At 59.4% G+C, this 15,582-nt stretch carries 12 protein-coding genes and 1 pseudogene; 8 read left to right on the forward strand and 5 right to left on the reverse strand.

Going from position 1 to position 15,582, the window contains the following annotated elements; translation table 11 throughout:
• Nucleotides 1-141: 141 nt before the first annotated feature.
• Both IVB24_RS07645 and queD read right to left on the reverse strand, forming a co-directional pair.
• The gene (locus IVB24_RS07645; protein ID WP_247406398.1) at nucleotides 142-285 is read right to left on the reverse strand and encodes a hypothetical protein; all 144 of its coding nucleotides are present in this window, start codon (nucleotides 283-285) and stop codon (nucleotides 142-144) included.
• A 485-nt stretch (nucleotides 286-770) separates the two neighbouring features.
• Nucleotides 771-1,133 (reverse strand): 6-carboxytetrahydropterin synthase QueD, encoded by a 363-nt coding sequence (queD, locus tag IVB24_RS07650; RefSeq protein ID WP_018454585.1) that lies wholly within the window; start codon nucleotides 1,131-1,133, stop codon nucleotides 771-773.
• A gap of 784 nt (nucleotides 1,134-1,917) precedes the next feature.
• Here queD and IVB24_RS07655 point away from each other — a divergent pair.
• Together IVB24_RS07655 and IVB24_RS07660 are read left to right on the forward strand one after the other, a co-directional pair.
• Entirely contained in the window at nucleotides 1,918-3,345 is a 1,428-nt protein-coding gene (locus IVB24_RS07655; protein ID WP_247341737.1) for an MATE family efflux transporter, read from the forward strand.
• 626 nt (nucleotides 3,346-3,971) lie between these two features.
• Nucleotides 3,972-4,223 (forward strand): hypothetical protein, encoded by a 252-nt coding sequence (locus IVB24_RS07660; RefSeq protein WP_245288394.1) that lies wholly within the window; start codon nucleotides 3,972-3,974, stop codon nucleotides 4,221-4,223.
• 856 nt (nucleotides 4,224-5,079) lie between these two features.
• Here the strand turns inward: IVB24_RS07660 and IVB24_RS07665 are convergent.
• The 3 genes from IVB24_RS07665 to IVB24_RS07675 all read right to left on the reverse strand — a co-directional run bounded on the left by IVB24_RS07665 (nucleotide 5,080) and on the right by IVB24_RS07675 (nucleotide 9,186).
• Entirely contained in the window at nucleotides 5,080-6,786 is a 1,707-nt protein-coding gene (locus IVB24_RS07665; protein WP_247772595.1) for an outer membrane beta-barrel protein, read from the reverse strand.
• 1,167 nt (nucleotides 6,787-7,953) lie between these two features.
• On the reverse strand, nucleotides 7,954-8,253 hold the full coding sequence (locus IVB24_RS07670) for a hypothetical protein (RefSeq protein WP_247411991.1): 300 nt from the start codon (nucleotides 8,251-8,253) through the stop codon (nucleotides 7,954-7,956).
• A gap of 318 nt (nucleotides 8,254-8,571) precedes the next feature.
• The gene (locus IVB24_RS07675; protein ID WP_247772596.1) at nucleotides 8,572-9,186 is read right to left on the reverse strand and encodes an IclR family transcriptional regulator; all 615 of its coding nucleotides are present in this window, start codon (nucleotides 9,184-9,186) and stop codon (nucleotides 8,572-8,574) included.
• 239 nt (nucleotides 9,187-9,425) lie between these two features.
• Here IVB24_RS07675 and IVB24_RS07680 point away from each other — a divergent pair, with 239 nt between their 5' ends.
• The 6 genes and pseudogenes from IVB24_RS07680 to IVB24_RS07705 form a co-directional block, all read left to right on the forward strand.
• Nucleotides 9,426-10,214: an ABC transporter ATP-binding protein gene (locus tag IVB24_RS07680; protein WP_247299133.1), complete on the forward strand. Its 789-nt coding sequence runs from the start codon at nucleotides 9,426-9,428 to the stop codon at nucleotides 10,212-10,214.
• On the forward strand, nucleotides 10,198-10,971 hold the full coding sequence (locus tag IVB24_RS07685) for an ABC transporter permease (RefSeq protein WP_247283999.1): 774 nt from the start codon (nucleotides 10,198-10,200) through the stop codon (nucleotides 10,969-10,971). The genes IVB24_RS07680 and IVB24_RS07685 overlap by 17 nt, the downstream gene beginning before the upstream one ends.
• A 33-nt stretch (nucleotides 10,972-11,004) precedes the next feature.
• On the forward strand, nucleotides 11,005-12,027 hold the full coding sequence (locus tag IVB24_RS07690; protein WP_247406405.1) for an ABC transporter substrate-binding protein: 1,023 nt from the start codon (nucleotides 11,005-11,007) through the stop codon (nucleotides 12,025-12,027).
• Nucleotides 12,028-12,081: 54 nt separating this feature from the next.
• A complete protein-coding gene (locus tag IVB24_RS07695; RefSeq protein ID WP_018454575.1) occupies nucleotides 12,082-13,347 on the forward strand; it encodes a CoA transferase in 1,266 nt (421 codons plus the stop codon).
• Between the two features lie 55 nt (nucleotides 13,348-13,402).
• Nucleotides 13,403-14,230, forward strand: coding sequence for a citryl-CoA lyase (locus IVB24_RS07700; protein WP_018454574.1), 828 nt, complete (start codon nucleotides 13,403-13,405; stop codon nucleotides 14,228-14,230).
• A pseudogene (locus IVB24_RS07705) lies at nucleotides 14,227-15,107 on the forward strand (SMP-30/gluconolactonase/LRE family protein); the annotation flags it as partial. The gene IVB24_RS07700 and the pseudogene IVB24_RS07705, both read left to right, overlap by 4 nt.
• Nucleotides 15,108-15,582 lie beyond the last annotated feature (475 nt).

Raw genomic sequence — 15,582 nt, forward strand, 5'->3', positions numbered from 1 at the left:
AGTGGTGTAATTATGTTTTGTCCTATTTTATTGAACGTCTTCGCGTTTATGCGTCCATGTTTTGTGGGAACGGAGACCACGATGCCAAAGCATCAGACCTCGCTTGAAAAGATCGAGCGCAAGAAGGATGACGCTGTCTTCCTAGTGTGTGAGTTCACCAAGCTCGGCGGTGAAGATCAGGCCTTGCGCGCGCTTCGCACCCCTCTGGGCAAGGGCCGTCTTGTACGGCTCGGCCACGCCCCATGGCCGTGCCAGTCCCTCGAGGCTGACGCCGGATGGCTTCACCGGCGCGGCGCGTCAAGCGCTCGACGAGCGTGGCGTGGAAGGGGAACCTACCGAAGCCGAAAGTGCCCTATGATGAGGGCCTTCTCGACTCAGATTCCCGTCAAACCCGGTCGTCCCTCAAGGCCGCCTCTCGCGTAAAGGTCCTGATCATCATCCATGCAGGCACATACACCAGGTCGTCGCGGGAGGCATAAATCGGCTCAACCCGGGCAATTGGTCCGGCGGGCTTCGGAGGCCTACGGCTGCCGCATTTGCTGATGAAGGCGGCGGCTCATGGCGCTGTCGATGGCTGCCTCGCGCTCCTTGAGATCCTAGCCTTGCAGGGCGCCGTCGTCTGACCTCCCGCGAGATCCAAAGGGCCTCCCGTGAGCGAGGGAATCTGCCCGCGGATCGGGCCGATGAGGAGCCGAAGCGCAGATCGTCGGTTTCGGAGCCGAAGAAGGACAGGCGCGCCGCATCAATACAGCCCAAAATGAGCGCGGAATTCAGCGATCGGGCCCCTCATATTCGGCCCAACAATCTGTCGTCTCGTACACCCTCACGCTCGAGAGTTGCGCAAGGCGCGGTTTCGCGTGCTGCCAGATCCAGATGGCGATATTTTCCGCCGTCGGATTTTCGAGTCCCGGGACTTCGTTCAGGCAATGGTGATCGAGCTTCTTTAGAAGAAGACCGAACGCTTCTTCCATGCTGAAGAAATCCATTACGAACCCGGTGTGCGGATCGACGGGCCCGTTCAGCACGACCTCGACGCGATAGGAATGACCGTGCGTCCGATGACAGCGATGTGTCTGCGGGACGGTTGGAAGTCGGTGCGCTGCCTCGAACTTAAATACCTGGGATATCTTCATCTGATGCCGGGATGTTTGTGACATTGCACGCTGATTCGCCATTTCCGATGAGTCAGGCGTTGCGCGACGGCCTGCCGCATGTGGTCGACGGCGCCAGGGCCGTCTGTGGGCCGAAGCAGAAATCGTCCGAGCCCTCTCATCGAACCGCCGGCACACGGCTGCGGCTACACGAATTTTGAGTTCGTGTCCGCGAGCGATGGCCAGTGCGGCGCGATTTGCTGCCGCAAACCCAGTTACCACGCCGGCCGGGACCAGCAGCCTGCCGTTCGTCTCGATCGCGACAAGGAACCCGAGATCATGGAGCGCTTGCACGACATCTCGCCGAACCTAACACTGGTTCTGGGCACGTTCATTGCGTGTGCCATGCAGACGATGGAGCGTCTACTACAAGATCCGGTAGATGCCAAAGCCAAGTTGAGGCTCTAGGGTCCGGCCGCGTTCCCCCGCCGATCATCATCGAGGAAAAACGCAACGGATGAGAAGTCAACAAAGGGCAGAACGGCACAATATGACTGGCAGAACCTAGGTGGCTACGCACGGACACCTCAATCAGGATCCTCGTTGTTCTACTTAAGAGCCGCAGAAGCCTGCGATTGGCGGGAGGCGTATGCCTAGGGAAAATCGATCAAGGCAAAAATCAGCTTGTGAAACGTCAAACGGGTCCACCCGATCACGACGATCGATCGGCGCAGATAAACTTATGTACCGCTGTGCAAGAGCGGATCGGAAAAGCCTGCGCTGAGTGCGCGATCAGCGAATTTGGAAAGTAGCGACACGTTCATGCATGAATGAGCCGGATACGGAATTCGCGCTCGAGAGCGAGCCAAGTTTGATGCCACAGAAGAAACAGCACATCGATCTATCGGACCCGAATCTCTCGAGCCTTATCCTGCGGCTCGCCATTCCATCTGTTGTTGGGTTATCGATCCATGCTTTACAGCAGGTCGTCAATGCGATCTTTGTTGGCGCACTTGGCGCGCAGGCGACCGCAGCTGTGAGCATGACCTTGCCGATCATGGTCCTGCTCGCGGCAGCCGCACAGGGAATCGGTGTTGGAACGGCGTCCTTCATATCTCGTCATCTGGGCGCTCGTGAGTACCTAGAGGCGAGTCGAGGCGCAAGTACAGCTCTCGCGCTCACCGCTCCGATTGGCATCATAGTTACCGTCGCTCTGCTTCCTAGTCTGCCAGCGATATTCGCAATCCTCGGAGCGACTCCAACCATCATGCCCGTGGCGCTCGACTACGCGGGAACGCTTTTGTTCGGGAACACCCTGATGCTTCTAAACATCGTTAGCGGGTTCATTGTCAGAGCCGAAGGCGATACGCGATTCAGCATGTGGGCGATGCTTACCGCGTTTCTACTGAACGCTGTGCTTGACCCTGTCTTCATATTCTTGTTTGACCTTGGCGTGCGTGGCGCAGCCCTCGCAACGCTGGTATCGCAGATCGCCGCTATTGGACTTTATATTGCGTATTTTGCGAAGCTTGGCGGGACAGTTCTCGTCAGGATATCTCACATATCATTGCGAGCAGATCGCATCAGACAGCTCGCGTTGGTGGGCGCGCCAGCGACAATGACGAGTATCTTATCGGCTCTTGCGGTTATGCTCTTGTACGGAGCTGCCGCACCGTTCGGCGATGATTCCATCGCTGCAGTTGGAATAGCTGTGCGAATCTTGATGGTCGGCGCACTGCCTATCACCGGGTTCTGCATAGGCGCTCAAGCTATCCTGGGTTTCGGTTGGGGCGCACGCGACTATGTTCGTATTCTGAAGGCTGCGAAGTTCATGCTCTTCGTGACGGTCGCATTCTCCATCGCGTATTCTGCGGCCGTTGTTGTTTTTGCAAGGCCTTTGGTGAGTCTATTTAGCGATAACGAGAATGTCACGGAAATAGCCGTCTCGTCCTGCATCGTGTTCCATCTCTTCTTTGGGCTGTTTGGGGTTCAGAGTTTCGTGACGGCAATGCTTCAGGCGTTTGGGAGAGCACGCCTCAGTGCAATTGTGGCCCTGGCGAGGCAGGGCTATCTCTTCATACCGGCCGTACTGTTATTCCCGGTGGTTGCGGGTTTCGATGGGCTGTTAGCCAGTCAAGCAATCGCTGAGCTGGGCGCCGGAATGATCGCTCTGTTCGTCATGTTCCATCAGTTCGGTGAGCTCAGACGAGCGCTCCGGCACCGTGGCTCAAGAGCGATCGGGATAGCGGGTTGACCTTAGAATGGATGTCATCGAACCCAGAGCATTGGGCGCAAGCCTCCCGAGAAGCTCGCGGCAAGACCGGCTGCCAGTGGGCACGGATTTTGCGGGCTCGCGGGCGTGCGATCCGCGCGGTCCTTCCTCCAGCCGTGCTCCTCGCACTCGCGGATCGCACCGGCTCGCCTAGCGGACGGATCGGGCAGTTCGGCGAGCGATAGCCGATGTGCTCCCGCTCGCCAGGCGGGGTGGCAAGGGCTCTACGCGCGGTCGAAAGGCTCGGCTTTAGCAGAGTGGGTGGTTTCTGCGCTTATGCAGGTTTGTCTCTTAACCCGCGTCTTTGGAGCTGACTTGAATGCCGCCGCTTTGGGTCGACACTTCGCAGGACGCTCTTGAATTTTCGCCTGCCACGATTTGCTGTTGGGCCGTCGTGGCCGCCTCGGTCAATCTCGCTTTCATCGCATTGGTGATATTTCTGGCGTGACCGCGAGACGCAATCTTGCTGATTGGACTAGTTGTCTCACCCGCGTCTGAAACGCGCAACACGCACCAGGGAGCTCGGTGCTCTGAAGCACAAGCATTCCGACGTTTCATATCCAGGCTCAGGAGCTATCGTGACTGTCTGCACTGGGCAAGTGTTTGAGATGGCCGTAAAGCAATTCGAACTGATCGCGAATTATCCCGAGGATACCAGACGACCTAAGAACCCGCCTGCTGATGCCGAAGGAATCTGTCACGGTATTGTTCAAGGCTTTGGAGATGTCGGTTCGATCACCGCACTCGAGCTACACAATATGCGAGCGAAAGTGATCGGAGTCAGAGATCACACGGGCGCGCTTTATCGACCTCGGCGCTCGATATACCACAGCTGGTCGGACATGCTGCCTCCTAGGTAGCCTGGATGGCCACTCCAGCGAGCTTGCTCTAGACCCAGGCGAGCTGCTGACGATCCCGTGTGACGTGCTTGTTCCGGCTGCCCGGAACGGGGCATCGACCGCGAAATAGCCAGTAGCAAGGCCATCAGGAGCAGATCTTTCTCATCCCCATATTCTCCGCAACTCGGGCGGTGTCGTGGTCAGCTACTTTGAATGGGGTGCAGGGCTTCCAACGACTATTCTGGGAGGAGGAGGAAGTCACGAGTAGGGAGTATCAACTTTGGATCGTGCTTTCGAGCGCGTCTTGGCGCGAAGCAAACGTGAAAACAATCGCACGGCAGCCATCGCGATAGGTGTCGAGCGCGTTCGTGGAGCAAAAGAAACACGCGGACGGTTTCCCCATTAGTGTGATCTCGCTGAATGTCTTTGTTATCCAGTTCGATATGCCGGGCCGATGACGGACCGGAGTTTCTGCACCGTAGGCCTAGGTGGGTCACCGCCGAAGTTCACGGCGGCGGCCCCTTCTTTACTAGTGAATGAGTGCGTGCGTCTTACGAACCGCCCGTCGATCAGAATTGAACCTTGTTTTCACCCGTCACACTTCGCGAATCGTCCTACAAAGGCAAATGCGGAGCTTGTTGAAGTTACCGATTTCAGCCTGGCGCCGCTTCCACGTTTCCATCAGCTGCTCGACAGTATCTCACTATTATTTGGCGGCGGAATCCAACGTAAATCCGGGCGGGCCACGCCGGTAATGACTTCCAGCTTCGAAAACGCCTAGGACGGTTCAAGGTACTTCTGCCAGGGAAACGCGTACGGCTTCAGGATGCTCGTCCAGCAGGGCTGGTGTCTGGAGCTTGACTAAGGTGGGGCCTTTTCAATTGACCTTGTAAGAGGCCTGAAAGAACGTACCCCAGCGCTCCATGCTGAACTTTGAAAACTGAATCGCAGTGGTTCCCCGATAACAGCCTGTGCACGTCGTTTCGCTGTCCTTTTCGCTCCACATTGCCCAATAGCGCCCGCCGACGCCGATGCTGAGATTATCGGTAATGAAGTAGGACAACACGCCTTCAACCTGTACACCCCCGCCTCCGTTGCCGCGTTGATCAACGAAGGTCGTCCCCGGGCGCAAGAGATGGTGGTCGCGACCAGCGAAATCGGTCCAAGGCAGGTAAGCGACATCCGTGCTTAAACGCCAACGCTCGGTAAGCATGGTTTCGGCGCTCAGGCCGACGCGAGGTGCATTCCACTGCGTATCCTGGCTGCCAATGATTTGATCAGCCGACGCCGGGCATAGTGTCATGGGGTTGGCAATCTGCATGCATCCCATCGTGTCGGAGTTCTGGGCGTAATAGGCCCAGCCGATAAATCCGCCTAGCTTGTAGTTGGCGCCGCGCAAAAAATCGTAACCCGCGTCGACCGTATAATAGGTGAACCTTCCGTTTGCCTGGCCCGATATCGTGTTGCTATAAGAGACCCTGCTCGGGAGGCTCCAATCTTCATCGTTCATCTTTCCTTTATCGAAGCGCCCGATGCCGACGTTGCTCTTCAGGAACACTCCCCACGGGCTGTCAAGACGGCCAAATAATTCCCCGGAAAGTCCGTCGAGGCCATGGTAGGTGAGCCTTGATACAAGAATGTTAGGATCTCCAGTAGCGATCCCATGGGGAACAGCGCTGGCGTCCCATTGGAATCGTCCCCGGCTGAGCCAGAGCCGCGATCCGCCTTCGAACGACCAACCGGCCGTGTAAGCAATCGGCGGCGCGCCGGCAGGTGCTTTCGCATACAGCGGCGCATCGGCCCATTGCGCCGCCCATGGGGCGGCGCCAAAATGGTAGTTCAACCCGATCTTTCCGATGTGATAGCTGCTGGACAGGCTCGTTGTGTTCGCCGGAAGAATTGCGAACGGCGGAAGCTGCACCGTCGGAGGCGTTGCGACGCTTGGCCCACCGAAATGCAGATAGTCATACTCTACGTTGACCGACCATGCAGGCGTAAGCGCTTGTTCGACGCCCAGCCCGATGACGCCACCGACCTGACCATAGTCGAAATGAGTTTTCTTCTGTAGCCCGAGGTCATTGAATTCGTAGTTATTGAGGACGTTGCCCTGATTGTATTGCCAAGCCACGCCTCCCTTGAGATAGGCCAGCGTATGGCCGAGAGCGTCCAACACGTAACCGACGCGACCGGTCCCGGTGGTAAAGAGGTTTGGACCAGCCGTGCAGTTTGCGCTCACAACAAAGCCGGAGGCGGCCAGACAAGTATTTGTGCCATCGGAGACAGCGCCGCTGGCATCTAGTTCGACGCCAAAGACCCAGCCGTTCTTCTGCCAATTGTAGCCGATCTGGCCTCCTGCGAGGAACACTGGGGTATCGACGACGCCGCCATAGATTGACGGACCGTAGGGATTACCGAAGGAGGTTCGGCCGTACCCACCGCCGACGTGCCCGCCAATATAGCCTCCGGACCAGCTCCACACTGCTGGTGGCAGTTTCACTTCTGGCTCAAGGTCCGCCGCATTGGCTGCACCGGTTGCGATGAGCGCAATTGTTGTGGCTCCCGAAAGAAAAACTCCAGATCGCACCAATACTTCCTTCCCTGCATTTTCTCGGTCGACAACCGAGCGCCCTTAAGTTATCGCCGCAGCAAAACGTCGGGGCGGACCAGACGCTAACGGCGATGCGCCGAGCCCGTCCCGAAGACCATCGCACTGCGTGGTGATGATGATGACTGAGTAAAGCAAACCTCGTGCCGAAGAGAGTTCGAAGCTCTGCAGGCACTCCGTGAGGTGTGTAGCGTCAAGTTGCTGACATTTGTCTCAAGACTGACAGTCTGCGCTGCTATCGTCCGACAGGGCGTCGCGCTTCGAACAGTTGTCCCATCGCCCCTCAATACGCCGGTGTAGGGCATGCAACTCCGCATCGTTCAGCGCGGTGATCGAGGAAGCGCCGCTTGGTGTCGTCGGTCCCCGGGGCGATCGCCGCTGCAACCGCGGCCGGCAAGAGAGCTAAAGAACGGCGGCATCAGTTGCGTGATGCTCTCCGCCGACACCATCCAACCGCGCGCCGACTGGTGCTGATCGCCAGCGACGATCTCATTGCCGCCCCCTCAATCGCAATGGCCTCAAGACCGGCAACGGCAATCGCGTACCCCGAGCGCGTCACATCAATGCGCTCGAACTACCATATCCCGGTGTTTAAGCCTGCCGATGGCGGAGTAGTGTGGTCGCCGCCGGGCCGTGTCCCCGTTGGTCTGCTTCACCGGGATCGAGATTGGACCCGTGGCGCCAGCAACGCGCCTGTCGCGATCCGCCCAGTTCCTCGACCTGGTCGAACACCATCTTGATCCTGGACGCGCCGATCCGGGTCTTTCTCATAACGGTCGCCGGGCTTCATGAAGCCGACGGGCGCTGCCATAACCAACTCGCCCCGGAGCGCCTTCTCACAGCGTGCCGAGAGCGAGCGCTGGCGCAACAGATCCGGTTCGTACTCGTTGAGGCTGCCCCTTACCCCGAGCAGCAGGCGGTCGTTGCCATGCCTCAGCGCTTAGATGGTCTCCTGATCGACCAGAACCGGTATCGGCCACGCGGCACATCTCGATGAGTTGCTGCCAATCCCGACTGTTGCGAGCGAAGCGCGAGACGTCGCGGGCGCAAACCGCACCAACCCTACCAAGGCAAACCTCCGCTACCATTCGCTCGAAGCCGGCGTGTGTAAGCCGCCGGCGGCTGAACGACCGAGATCATCATCGATCACTTCGATCTCTGAATAAGCTGGGTGATGACGGACTGAGATAGGCGGCGTATCAGGCGGATGTCGAGCCTGCCAGAAGCTCTCAAGGAGCGCCGAAAGGTCGAGAGGCCATGGTGCGGTGTGTGGAAACGGCACTGAGCAATGCACGCCGCCGCGCGCCAGTTCAACACCACGCCGAAGATGGTGGCCAAATGGGTCGAACGGCCGCACAATCTGCGCAACGTTCTGGCCGCGCTTGCATCGATGTCAGCGCGCCGCAGCTTGGCCCTCAGCAGATGCCGGCTCCAGAACACCAGCACATATATCCAGCAGCGTAGCCTTTGAAGAAGCCTCCCTCCTGATGCCCGTGTACAGGTGGGTGGCGTCGAGCTCGAGGATGATCTGCGGCGGGATCACTTGGACGACTCCAGGAACGGCTTCAGGGGCATCACCACTGCACGACGCTCTGTCGTTGTCAGGGCATTCCTTCCACCACCAAATTCTTGTTGCAAAAGAACGCCTCGCCGATTCGCGCCCCGATGCTCCTCAACAATGTGAAAAATGCACGCTGCGCTTAGGAGAGGCCCTGGCGGCACCCGCTGAGCTGTGCGTCATGAACGGAACGCTGCCATTGTAGTTCAGCGCTCGCTTGCGGGCAGCAGACCGATCAGCGCTTTAGCCTCCGACTTCAGAACTAGAATCGCAGCCTTCCGAGCATCTACATCAAACCGACTCCGAATGGCGGAGACCGAGAGAGCGCCGCGCAATTGGCCATGAACGTCGATCACAGGCACAGCTGCGGCCGCGACCTCACGATCCCGCTCGCCGATCGAGACGTAGAAGCCACGATCTCTGACCTTCTTTCCATCAGTTGATGCAGAATCGCGGTAGGCGGTAAGAACACGGCCGGCAGCGCCGCGGTCAATCGGCAGTCGGTGACCCTCTTCGAGGTGATGCCGGACCGAACGCGGAGAATTGACGCGATAAAGGCAGATGCGCTCGTCGCCCTCCGCGATGTAGAAGGATGCGGTCTCTCCGGTAGCCTCGACCAGACGATGGAGCGAGGGTCTGATCAGGTCACCAAGGTCGAGCCCGCGCTGATAGAGCGCCCCAAGGCGCCATAGCTCCGGTCCGGGTCGAAATAGCCGGTTCGTACCCCGCACCAGGAAGCCATCCGCCTCCAGAGATGCGGCAAGGCGAAGGACTGTGCTCTTGTAGAGGTCAGTCGCATTCGCAATCTCCGTCAGCGTCATCGCGGCGCGCTCCGGGTCGAATGCCTTAAGGATTGCCAGTGCCCGCCCGACCGCATCAACCCCTGTTCTTACCATCGCTACCTCTGGTTCTGCTCTGCAGAACCAATAGTCAAAATGACGCCAGGAGTCCACCCAAGTTAGCGCGAGCACAATCCTGCACGCCAGAATACGATTGACTCCTCGTGAGAACGCGAGCTACTCGGTTCCAGGTTTCAGAACAAGTTCTATGGAGCGAAACAATGGGGCGGCCGGGACTTGCCGTGGACTTGCACGACGTCATGATTCGCTTCGGCGACTTCACGGCAGTCAAAAGCATGAACCTCCAGGTGGCCGAGACGGAATTCGTTGCAGTGGTGGGGCCGACCGGCTGCGGAAAATCGACCATTCTCAACACTGTCACCGGACTGCTGAAGCCCGCCGCCGGCGACGTTCGCATTTTCGGCAAGTCTCTTACGGGCCTGAACGGTCAGTCCGGCTACATGCTTCAACAGGAAGGGCTGCTGCCCTGGAAGACCGCCCAGGACAATGTCGGCCTCGGGCTCGTCTTTCAGGGCAGGTCGGTCGCGAAAGCGCGCGAGCAGGCACGGCCCTGGCTCGCCAAGGTCGGATTGAAGGGATTCGAGGAGCGCTATCTGCATCAATTGTCCGGCGGCCAACGCAAGCGCGTTGCGATGGCACAAACCCTCATCATGGAGCCCAAAATCGTTCTCATGGATGAGCCGTTCTCCGCGCTGGACGTTCACACACGCCGACTCATGCACCGCATCCTGCTCGACCTCTGGCAGGCGGACCGGCGCTCGCTCATCTTCATCACCCATGATCTCGATGAGGCGATCACGCTGGCGGACCGCGTCGTTGTGATGTCTGCCGGTCCCGCCAGCCGCATGGTTGCCGACGTCAGGATCACGCTCCCTCGTCCGCGCGATGTTTCTGCGCTGCAGACCACCGACGAATTCGTCGCGCTCTATCGTGAAATTTGGTCGCTGCTCGGCGCCGAAGTGGAGAAAAGCTATGTCACGCAGGGGTAGGGTCGCTCTCACGCAGTTCGCCATCCTGCTTGGCATGATCCTGATCTGGGAATTGGGCGTCTGGGCCGGACTGATCGATCCCTTCTTCTTTCCGGCACCGTCGACACTTGTCGTAAGGATCGGGGAGTGGATGTCGACGGCGGACTTTTGGGGCGATATTGGCATAACATTGCTGGAGACGGTCCTGTCGTTCCTGGCTGGCATCGGGATCGGCACAGCGCTTGGGATCTGGCTGGGCTTAAGCCCATTTGCTGCCGAAGTCGTTCAGCCCTTTATCAAGATGTTCAACGCCATCCCGCGGATCTTGCTTGGACCCATTTTCGTCATCTGGTTCGGATTGGGCCTCACCTCCAAGGTTGCGCTCGGCGTCACGCTGGTTCTATTCGTCGCATTCTTCAATACGTTCCAGGGCGTCCGCGAGGTCAATCCGGTCGTGCTGGCGAATGCCCGCCTGCTGCGTGCATCGAAGTCGTCCCTGCTACGGCACGTCTACCTGCCGTCCGCCACGACCTGGATTTTGTCGAGCCTGCGGGTGTCCGTCGGCATGGCTGTGATGGGAGCCGTGGTCGCGGAATATCTCGGCTCGTCCGCAGGATTGGGGCACTTAATTGCGCAGGCCGAAGGCGTCCTCGATGCGACCGGAGTGTTCGCAGGAATTATCGTTCTCTCCGCCTTCGTCGTTGTCCTCGATGCCATTGTCGACTGCGCGGAAAAGCGGCTCCTGGTCTGGCGGCCGGCGCCTGCGCACGAAAGCTGATCGTACGCTCTCCCCTCAATTATGGAGGTTCGCATGCACGTTTCCATAAGATTGATGCCGGTGGTGGCGCTGGCCGCATTCTCGGTCATTTTGGCGCATGCCACCGAGCCCGAGAAAACAAAATTGAAGATCGCGGTGGGGTCACAAATCCTCAACTATATGCCTGTCGAACTTGGAGTGAAGCTTGGCTCCTTTAAGGAAGAAGGCCTTGACGTTACCGTCGAGAACTTCCAGGCCGGTGGCTCAAAGGCTCTGCAGTCCCTGATCGGCGGCTCTGTCGACGGGACTATCGGCTTTTACGATCATACCATTCAGATGCAGGTGCTGGGTAAGCAAATTTCCTGCGTGTTCCTGCTGAATGACATTCCCGGCGTCCTGCTCGGTGTCCGCAGCGACCTCGCCGACAAGGTCAGATCCGGCGCCGACCTGAAGGGGCTCAGGCTCGGGATCACGGCGCCGGGGTCATCGACGGAGAGTATGGCGCGCTACTACATCAAGAAGTCAGGATTGGGTTCACGCGATGTCAACATCATTGCCGTCGGCAGCGGCGCACCGGGCATGGTGGCGCTTGAGGCCATGAACGTCGATGCCCTGGTCTATTTCGATCCCATCGCGACGCTTCTCGCGCGCAAAAAGAACGCGACAGCGCTGTTCGATGCGCGCACGATCGAAGGCTCAAAGCAGGCCTTCGGCGGGTCCTATCCGACCGCGTGTCTCTACCTTCAGCAGACTTTCATCGACAAAAATCCCGAAACGGTCCAGCGCCTGGTCAACGCCTTGCTCAAAACTCACCGCTGGATCAACGCAACGCCGACGGAGCAGCTCGTCGATACGATTCCTCCTGGTTACAAGACTGACAATCGCGAGGTGAATATCGAAATCATGAACGCATCGAAAGCGCTCTTCTCGCCAACCGGACAGATGGACATCGAGGCGGCCAAGGTCCCGCTGGCCGTCCTAAGCGACTTTGATCCAAAAATTGCTGCCGCAAAGATCGACTTGAACAAAACCTTCACCAATCGTTTTGCGGAACGCGCCGCACAACAACTGAAATAGCTGCCAGCCGGCCAAGCCCTCACCATCGGATCACCTAAAGGAAGGCGTCTTCAGATGTCTCTGCCGCTCACCGGCATCCGCGTCCTGGACCTGTCGAACGTGTTGGCCGGTCCGTTCTGCGGTTATCATCTCGCGCGTCTTGGCGCGGAGGTCATCAAAGTCGAAAATCCGAACGGCGGCGACCTCGCGCGGCGCCTCGGCGCCGATCCGCAAAGGGCAGAGCGCTTGCAGGGCCTCTCTTTTGTCGCGGTGAACGCCGGCAAGCAATCCGTGGCGCTGGACTTGAAGTCGGAATCGGGCCGCGAGGTATTCTTGCGACTCGTCAAGGAAGCCGATGTGGTGCTCGAAAGCTTCCGGCCGAAGGTGATGGAACGGCTTAGCCTAGGCTTTAATGTGCTCAGCAGGCACAACCCGCGTCTCGTCTACTGCGCGATCTCCGGCTTTGGGCAGAGCGGGCCATGGTCCGCCCGTCCGGCCTATGACCAGATCGTTCAGGGTCTGTCTGGTGCCATGAGCGTCACTGGCGATACGGCCTCGGCTCCCCTGCGCACCGGCTTTCCAATCTCGGACACGATTGCGGGACTCACTGCTGCCTTTGCCATCGCCGCGGCTCTGGTCGAACAGCGGCATAGCGGCCGCGGTCGGTTCATTGACGTGTCCCTGCTCGAAGCCACCGTTGCAGCGATGGGATGGGTCGTCTCCAACCACCTGAACGCTGGTGTGGAACCGCAGCCCATCGGCAACGAGAACTTCACCGCGGCTCCCTCCGGCACGTTCCGCACCGCAACAGGCCCGCTGAACATTTCCGCCAACGAGCAGAAGCAGTACCAAGCCCTATGCGACCTGATTGGCCGACCGAACCTGAAGACGGATCCACGCTTTGCTGAGCGCGAGATGCGCAAGGTCCATCGCGCAGCGCTGAACACGGAGTTGAACCAGGCGTTGAGTTGCAAGCCCGCTGAAGAATGGGAGGCCCAAATGAATCTGGCTGGAGTCCCCGCAGGCTGCGTGCTGACGGTCTCCCAAATCTTGCAGCAGCCACAGCTCCTAGAGCGCGGATTCGTCGAGACTTTGGCCCCAGAACAAGATGGTGCGCAGCCGTTACGAATCATGCGGCCGGGCTTCCGGCTGGATGAGGAGTTTTCGGTGCCTTCACCACCTGCGACGCTCGGAGCAGACACCGAGCGATGGCTGCAGCGGCTCGGCTATTCGTATGCGGAGGTCGAGCAGCTGGTCTCAACCCGGGCCGTCGGGACGCCAAAGCAACGGGCGGCTGATTTCCTGCCCGTCCGCGTAGCCGCGGACGGACCAATATCATGATATTCGACGGCTTGCGGCGATCGGCAATGGCAGGGTTGAAGGGGCGGAACCGCAAATGAGCGAAGAAGAATTGCGGCAGCAAGCGGCCCGTTGGTGGCGAACCTCCATCTGCGACATCGCGCCCGGTCGCATCGCCTATCGGGGTTATCCAATCGAAGATTTGATCGGCCGGATTTCCTTTCCCGCCATGATCTGGCTGATGTTGCGCGGCGATCTGCCGACGCCAGCGCAGGAGCGGCTGCTGCAAGCTGCGCTGGTCGCGTCCGTTGACCACGGTCCGCACGCGCCCTCCATCGCAATTGCGCAGATGGCGGTGAGCTGTGGGCTGCCCCTGAATGGTGCGATGGCGTCCGCCATCAATACACTCGATGAGGTGCACGGCGGAGCAGGGGAGCAGGCGGTCGAACTCTACGAAGATGTGCTGCGGAGGCGCGATGGCCTAGAGATCGGCGAGGCCGCGGCCGCCGCAATTGACCATTTCACTGCAAGGTGCGGCAAATATCTGCCCGGCTTCGGCCACCGGTTTCATTCGGTCGACCCCCGCGCCGCACCGCTATTGGCGCTGGTGGATGACGCAAGTGCTGAGGGCAGTGTCAGCGGCGACTATGCCAAGGCCGCCCGCGCGATCGAGCGGGTGATGCAGCAGCGCAAGGGCAAACTCATCCCAATGAACATTGATGGCGCGACCGCGGTCATTTACGGCGAGCTCGGATTCGCGCCACCGCTGGCGCGCGGCGTCTTCTGCCTGTCGCGAGCGGTCGGAATCCTGGCCCACGCCTGGGAACAGACCAGGCGCAAGGATCGTAACAAGGGACCGATGCCCAAGCAGTTTGGCTACAAATATGAGGGACAGCCGCGCCGCACGCTGGGAGGCCCGTCATGATGTATCTCGACAAGCCGCCTCAGCTGGCTGAGACCCGCGTGTTCTCGTCGATGCCGCGGAATTTCGTCGCCGTGGTGTTTCCTCGAAATGGGCCGGATGCCAACCGCGGAGGCCATCGGTGGATTGTTTCATCGAGGGGCCGTCGTTCGACAAGTCCGGGGATCTCTACGTCGTCGATATCCCCTTCGGCCGCATTTTCCGGATTTCGCGCGACGGGATCTGGTCTCTGATAATCGAATATGACGGCTGGCCGATTGGTCTGAAGATCGCACCTGATGGCCGGGGGCTGGTGGCCGACTACATGAACGGCCTCATGGAGCTCGATCCGCAGCGGGATACTATCAGCCCGCTTCTGGGGCAACCGCAATTGCGAGTCCTTCAGAGGCTGCAACGACCTGCATACCGCGACTAACGGCGACATCTATTTCACCGATCAGGGGCGAACTGGAGTGCACGATCCGACCGGCTGGGTGTCCGACTGTGTCCTGCCGGCCGGCTCGATTGCCTGATTTCGAACTGGCCAAGCCCGAGCGGGCTGGTGCTCAGCGCCGACGAGGCCGTGTTGTTCGTTGCAATGACGCGCGACAACAGCAGCAGGCGCGTGCCGCTGATGCGTGACGGCGGGGCTGCGAAGGTGGGACGGTTCAGCTTGTCCTTCGGGACCAGCGGTCCTGACGGGCTGACGATGGATCAAAACGGGCGGCTCTTTGTCGCGCTCGCCTCCCTCGGCCACGTCTTCGTCATGGCGCCGAACGGCGAAACGATCGCCCGCATCAAGTCCTGCGCTGGGGCGACCTGCACGAACCTCGTATTGGAGGCGGCAAACGGCACATTGCTCATTACAGAATCCTCTACCGAATCAGTGTTGATGGCTGATTTCGTCACCTTCCTTGAACGTTCGCCAGCAGGAGCGACAGCGTGGTACCGAATCCCTTTACGCGACGGTCCACCGAATCAAGTTGCAGGAAGAAGCCCCATAGATGATTGGCTTGCCAGTTGCCGAGGCATTGGACTTGGCGACGAATGGATCGCATTTGTGTGCGGTGATCCCAAACTGGCGGCATTGTGTGGGAAGCACGAAAGAACGACTCGGCTATCGTTTGTAAGGCTGGGTCGGGCTTCGCCCGCAACGGGCCGCCGCCGACCTGGCTCCGCGCCTTCTAGCCGGGCAGGTTTCCGCTCGCGGTCCACGAGCCTTGAGAAGACCATCGTATCGCTCCGCACCATGAAGAACGATTTGATGGTTGATACCCGCCAAAAAAGTCGAAGAGGTAACCCGCTCGCAGTGGGAGTAAGCACCGCATCAGCGCCGAGGTTCTCGATTGTCCTCGGCCGCGACGCACGCGTTGGAG

It is taken from the genome of Bradyrhizobium sp. 192 (genome assembly GCF_023100965.1).
In the GTDB taxonomy this organism is placed as follows: domain Bacteria; phylum Pseudomonadota; class Alphaproteobacteria; order Rhizobiales; family Xanthobacteraceae; genus Bradyrhizobium; species Bradyrhizobium symbiodeficiens.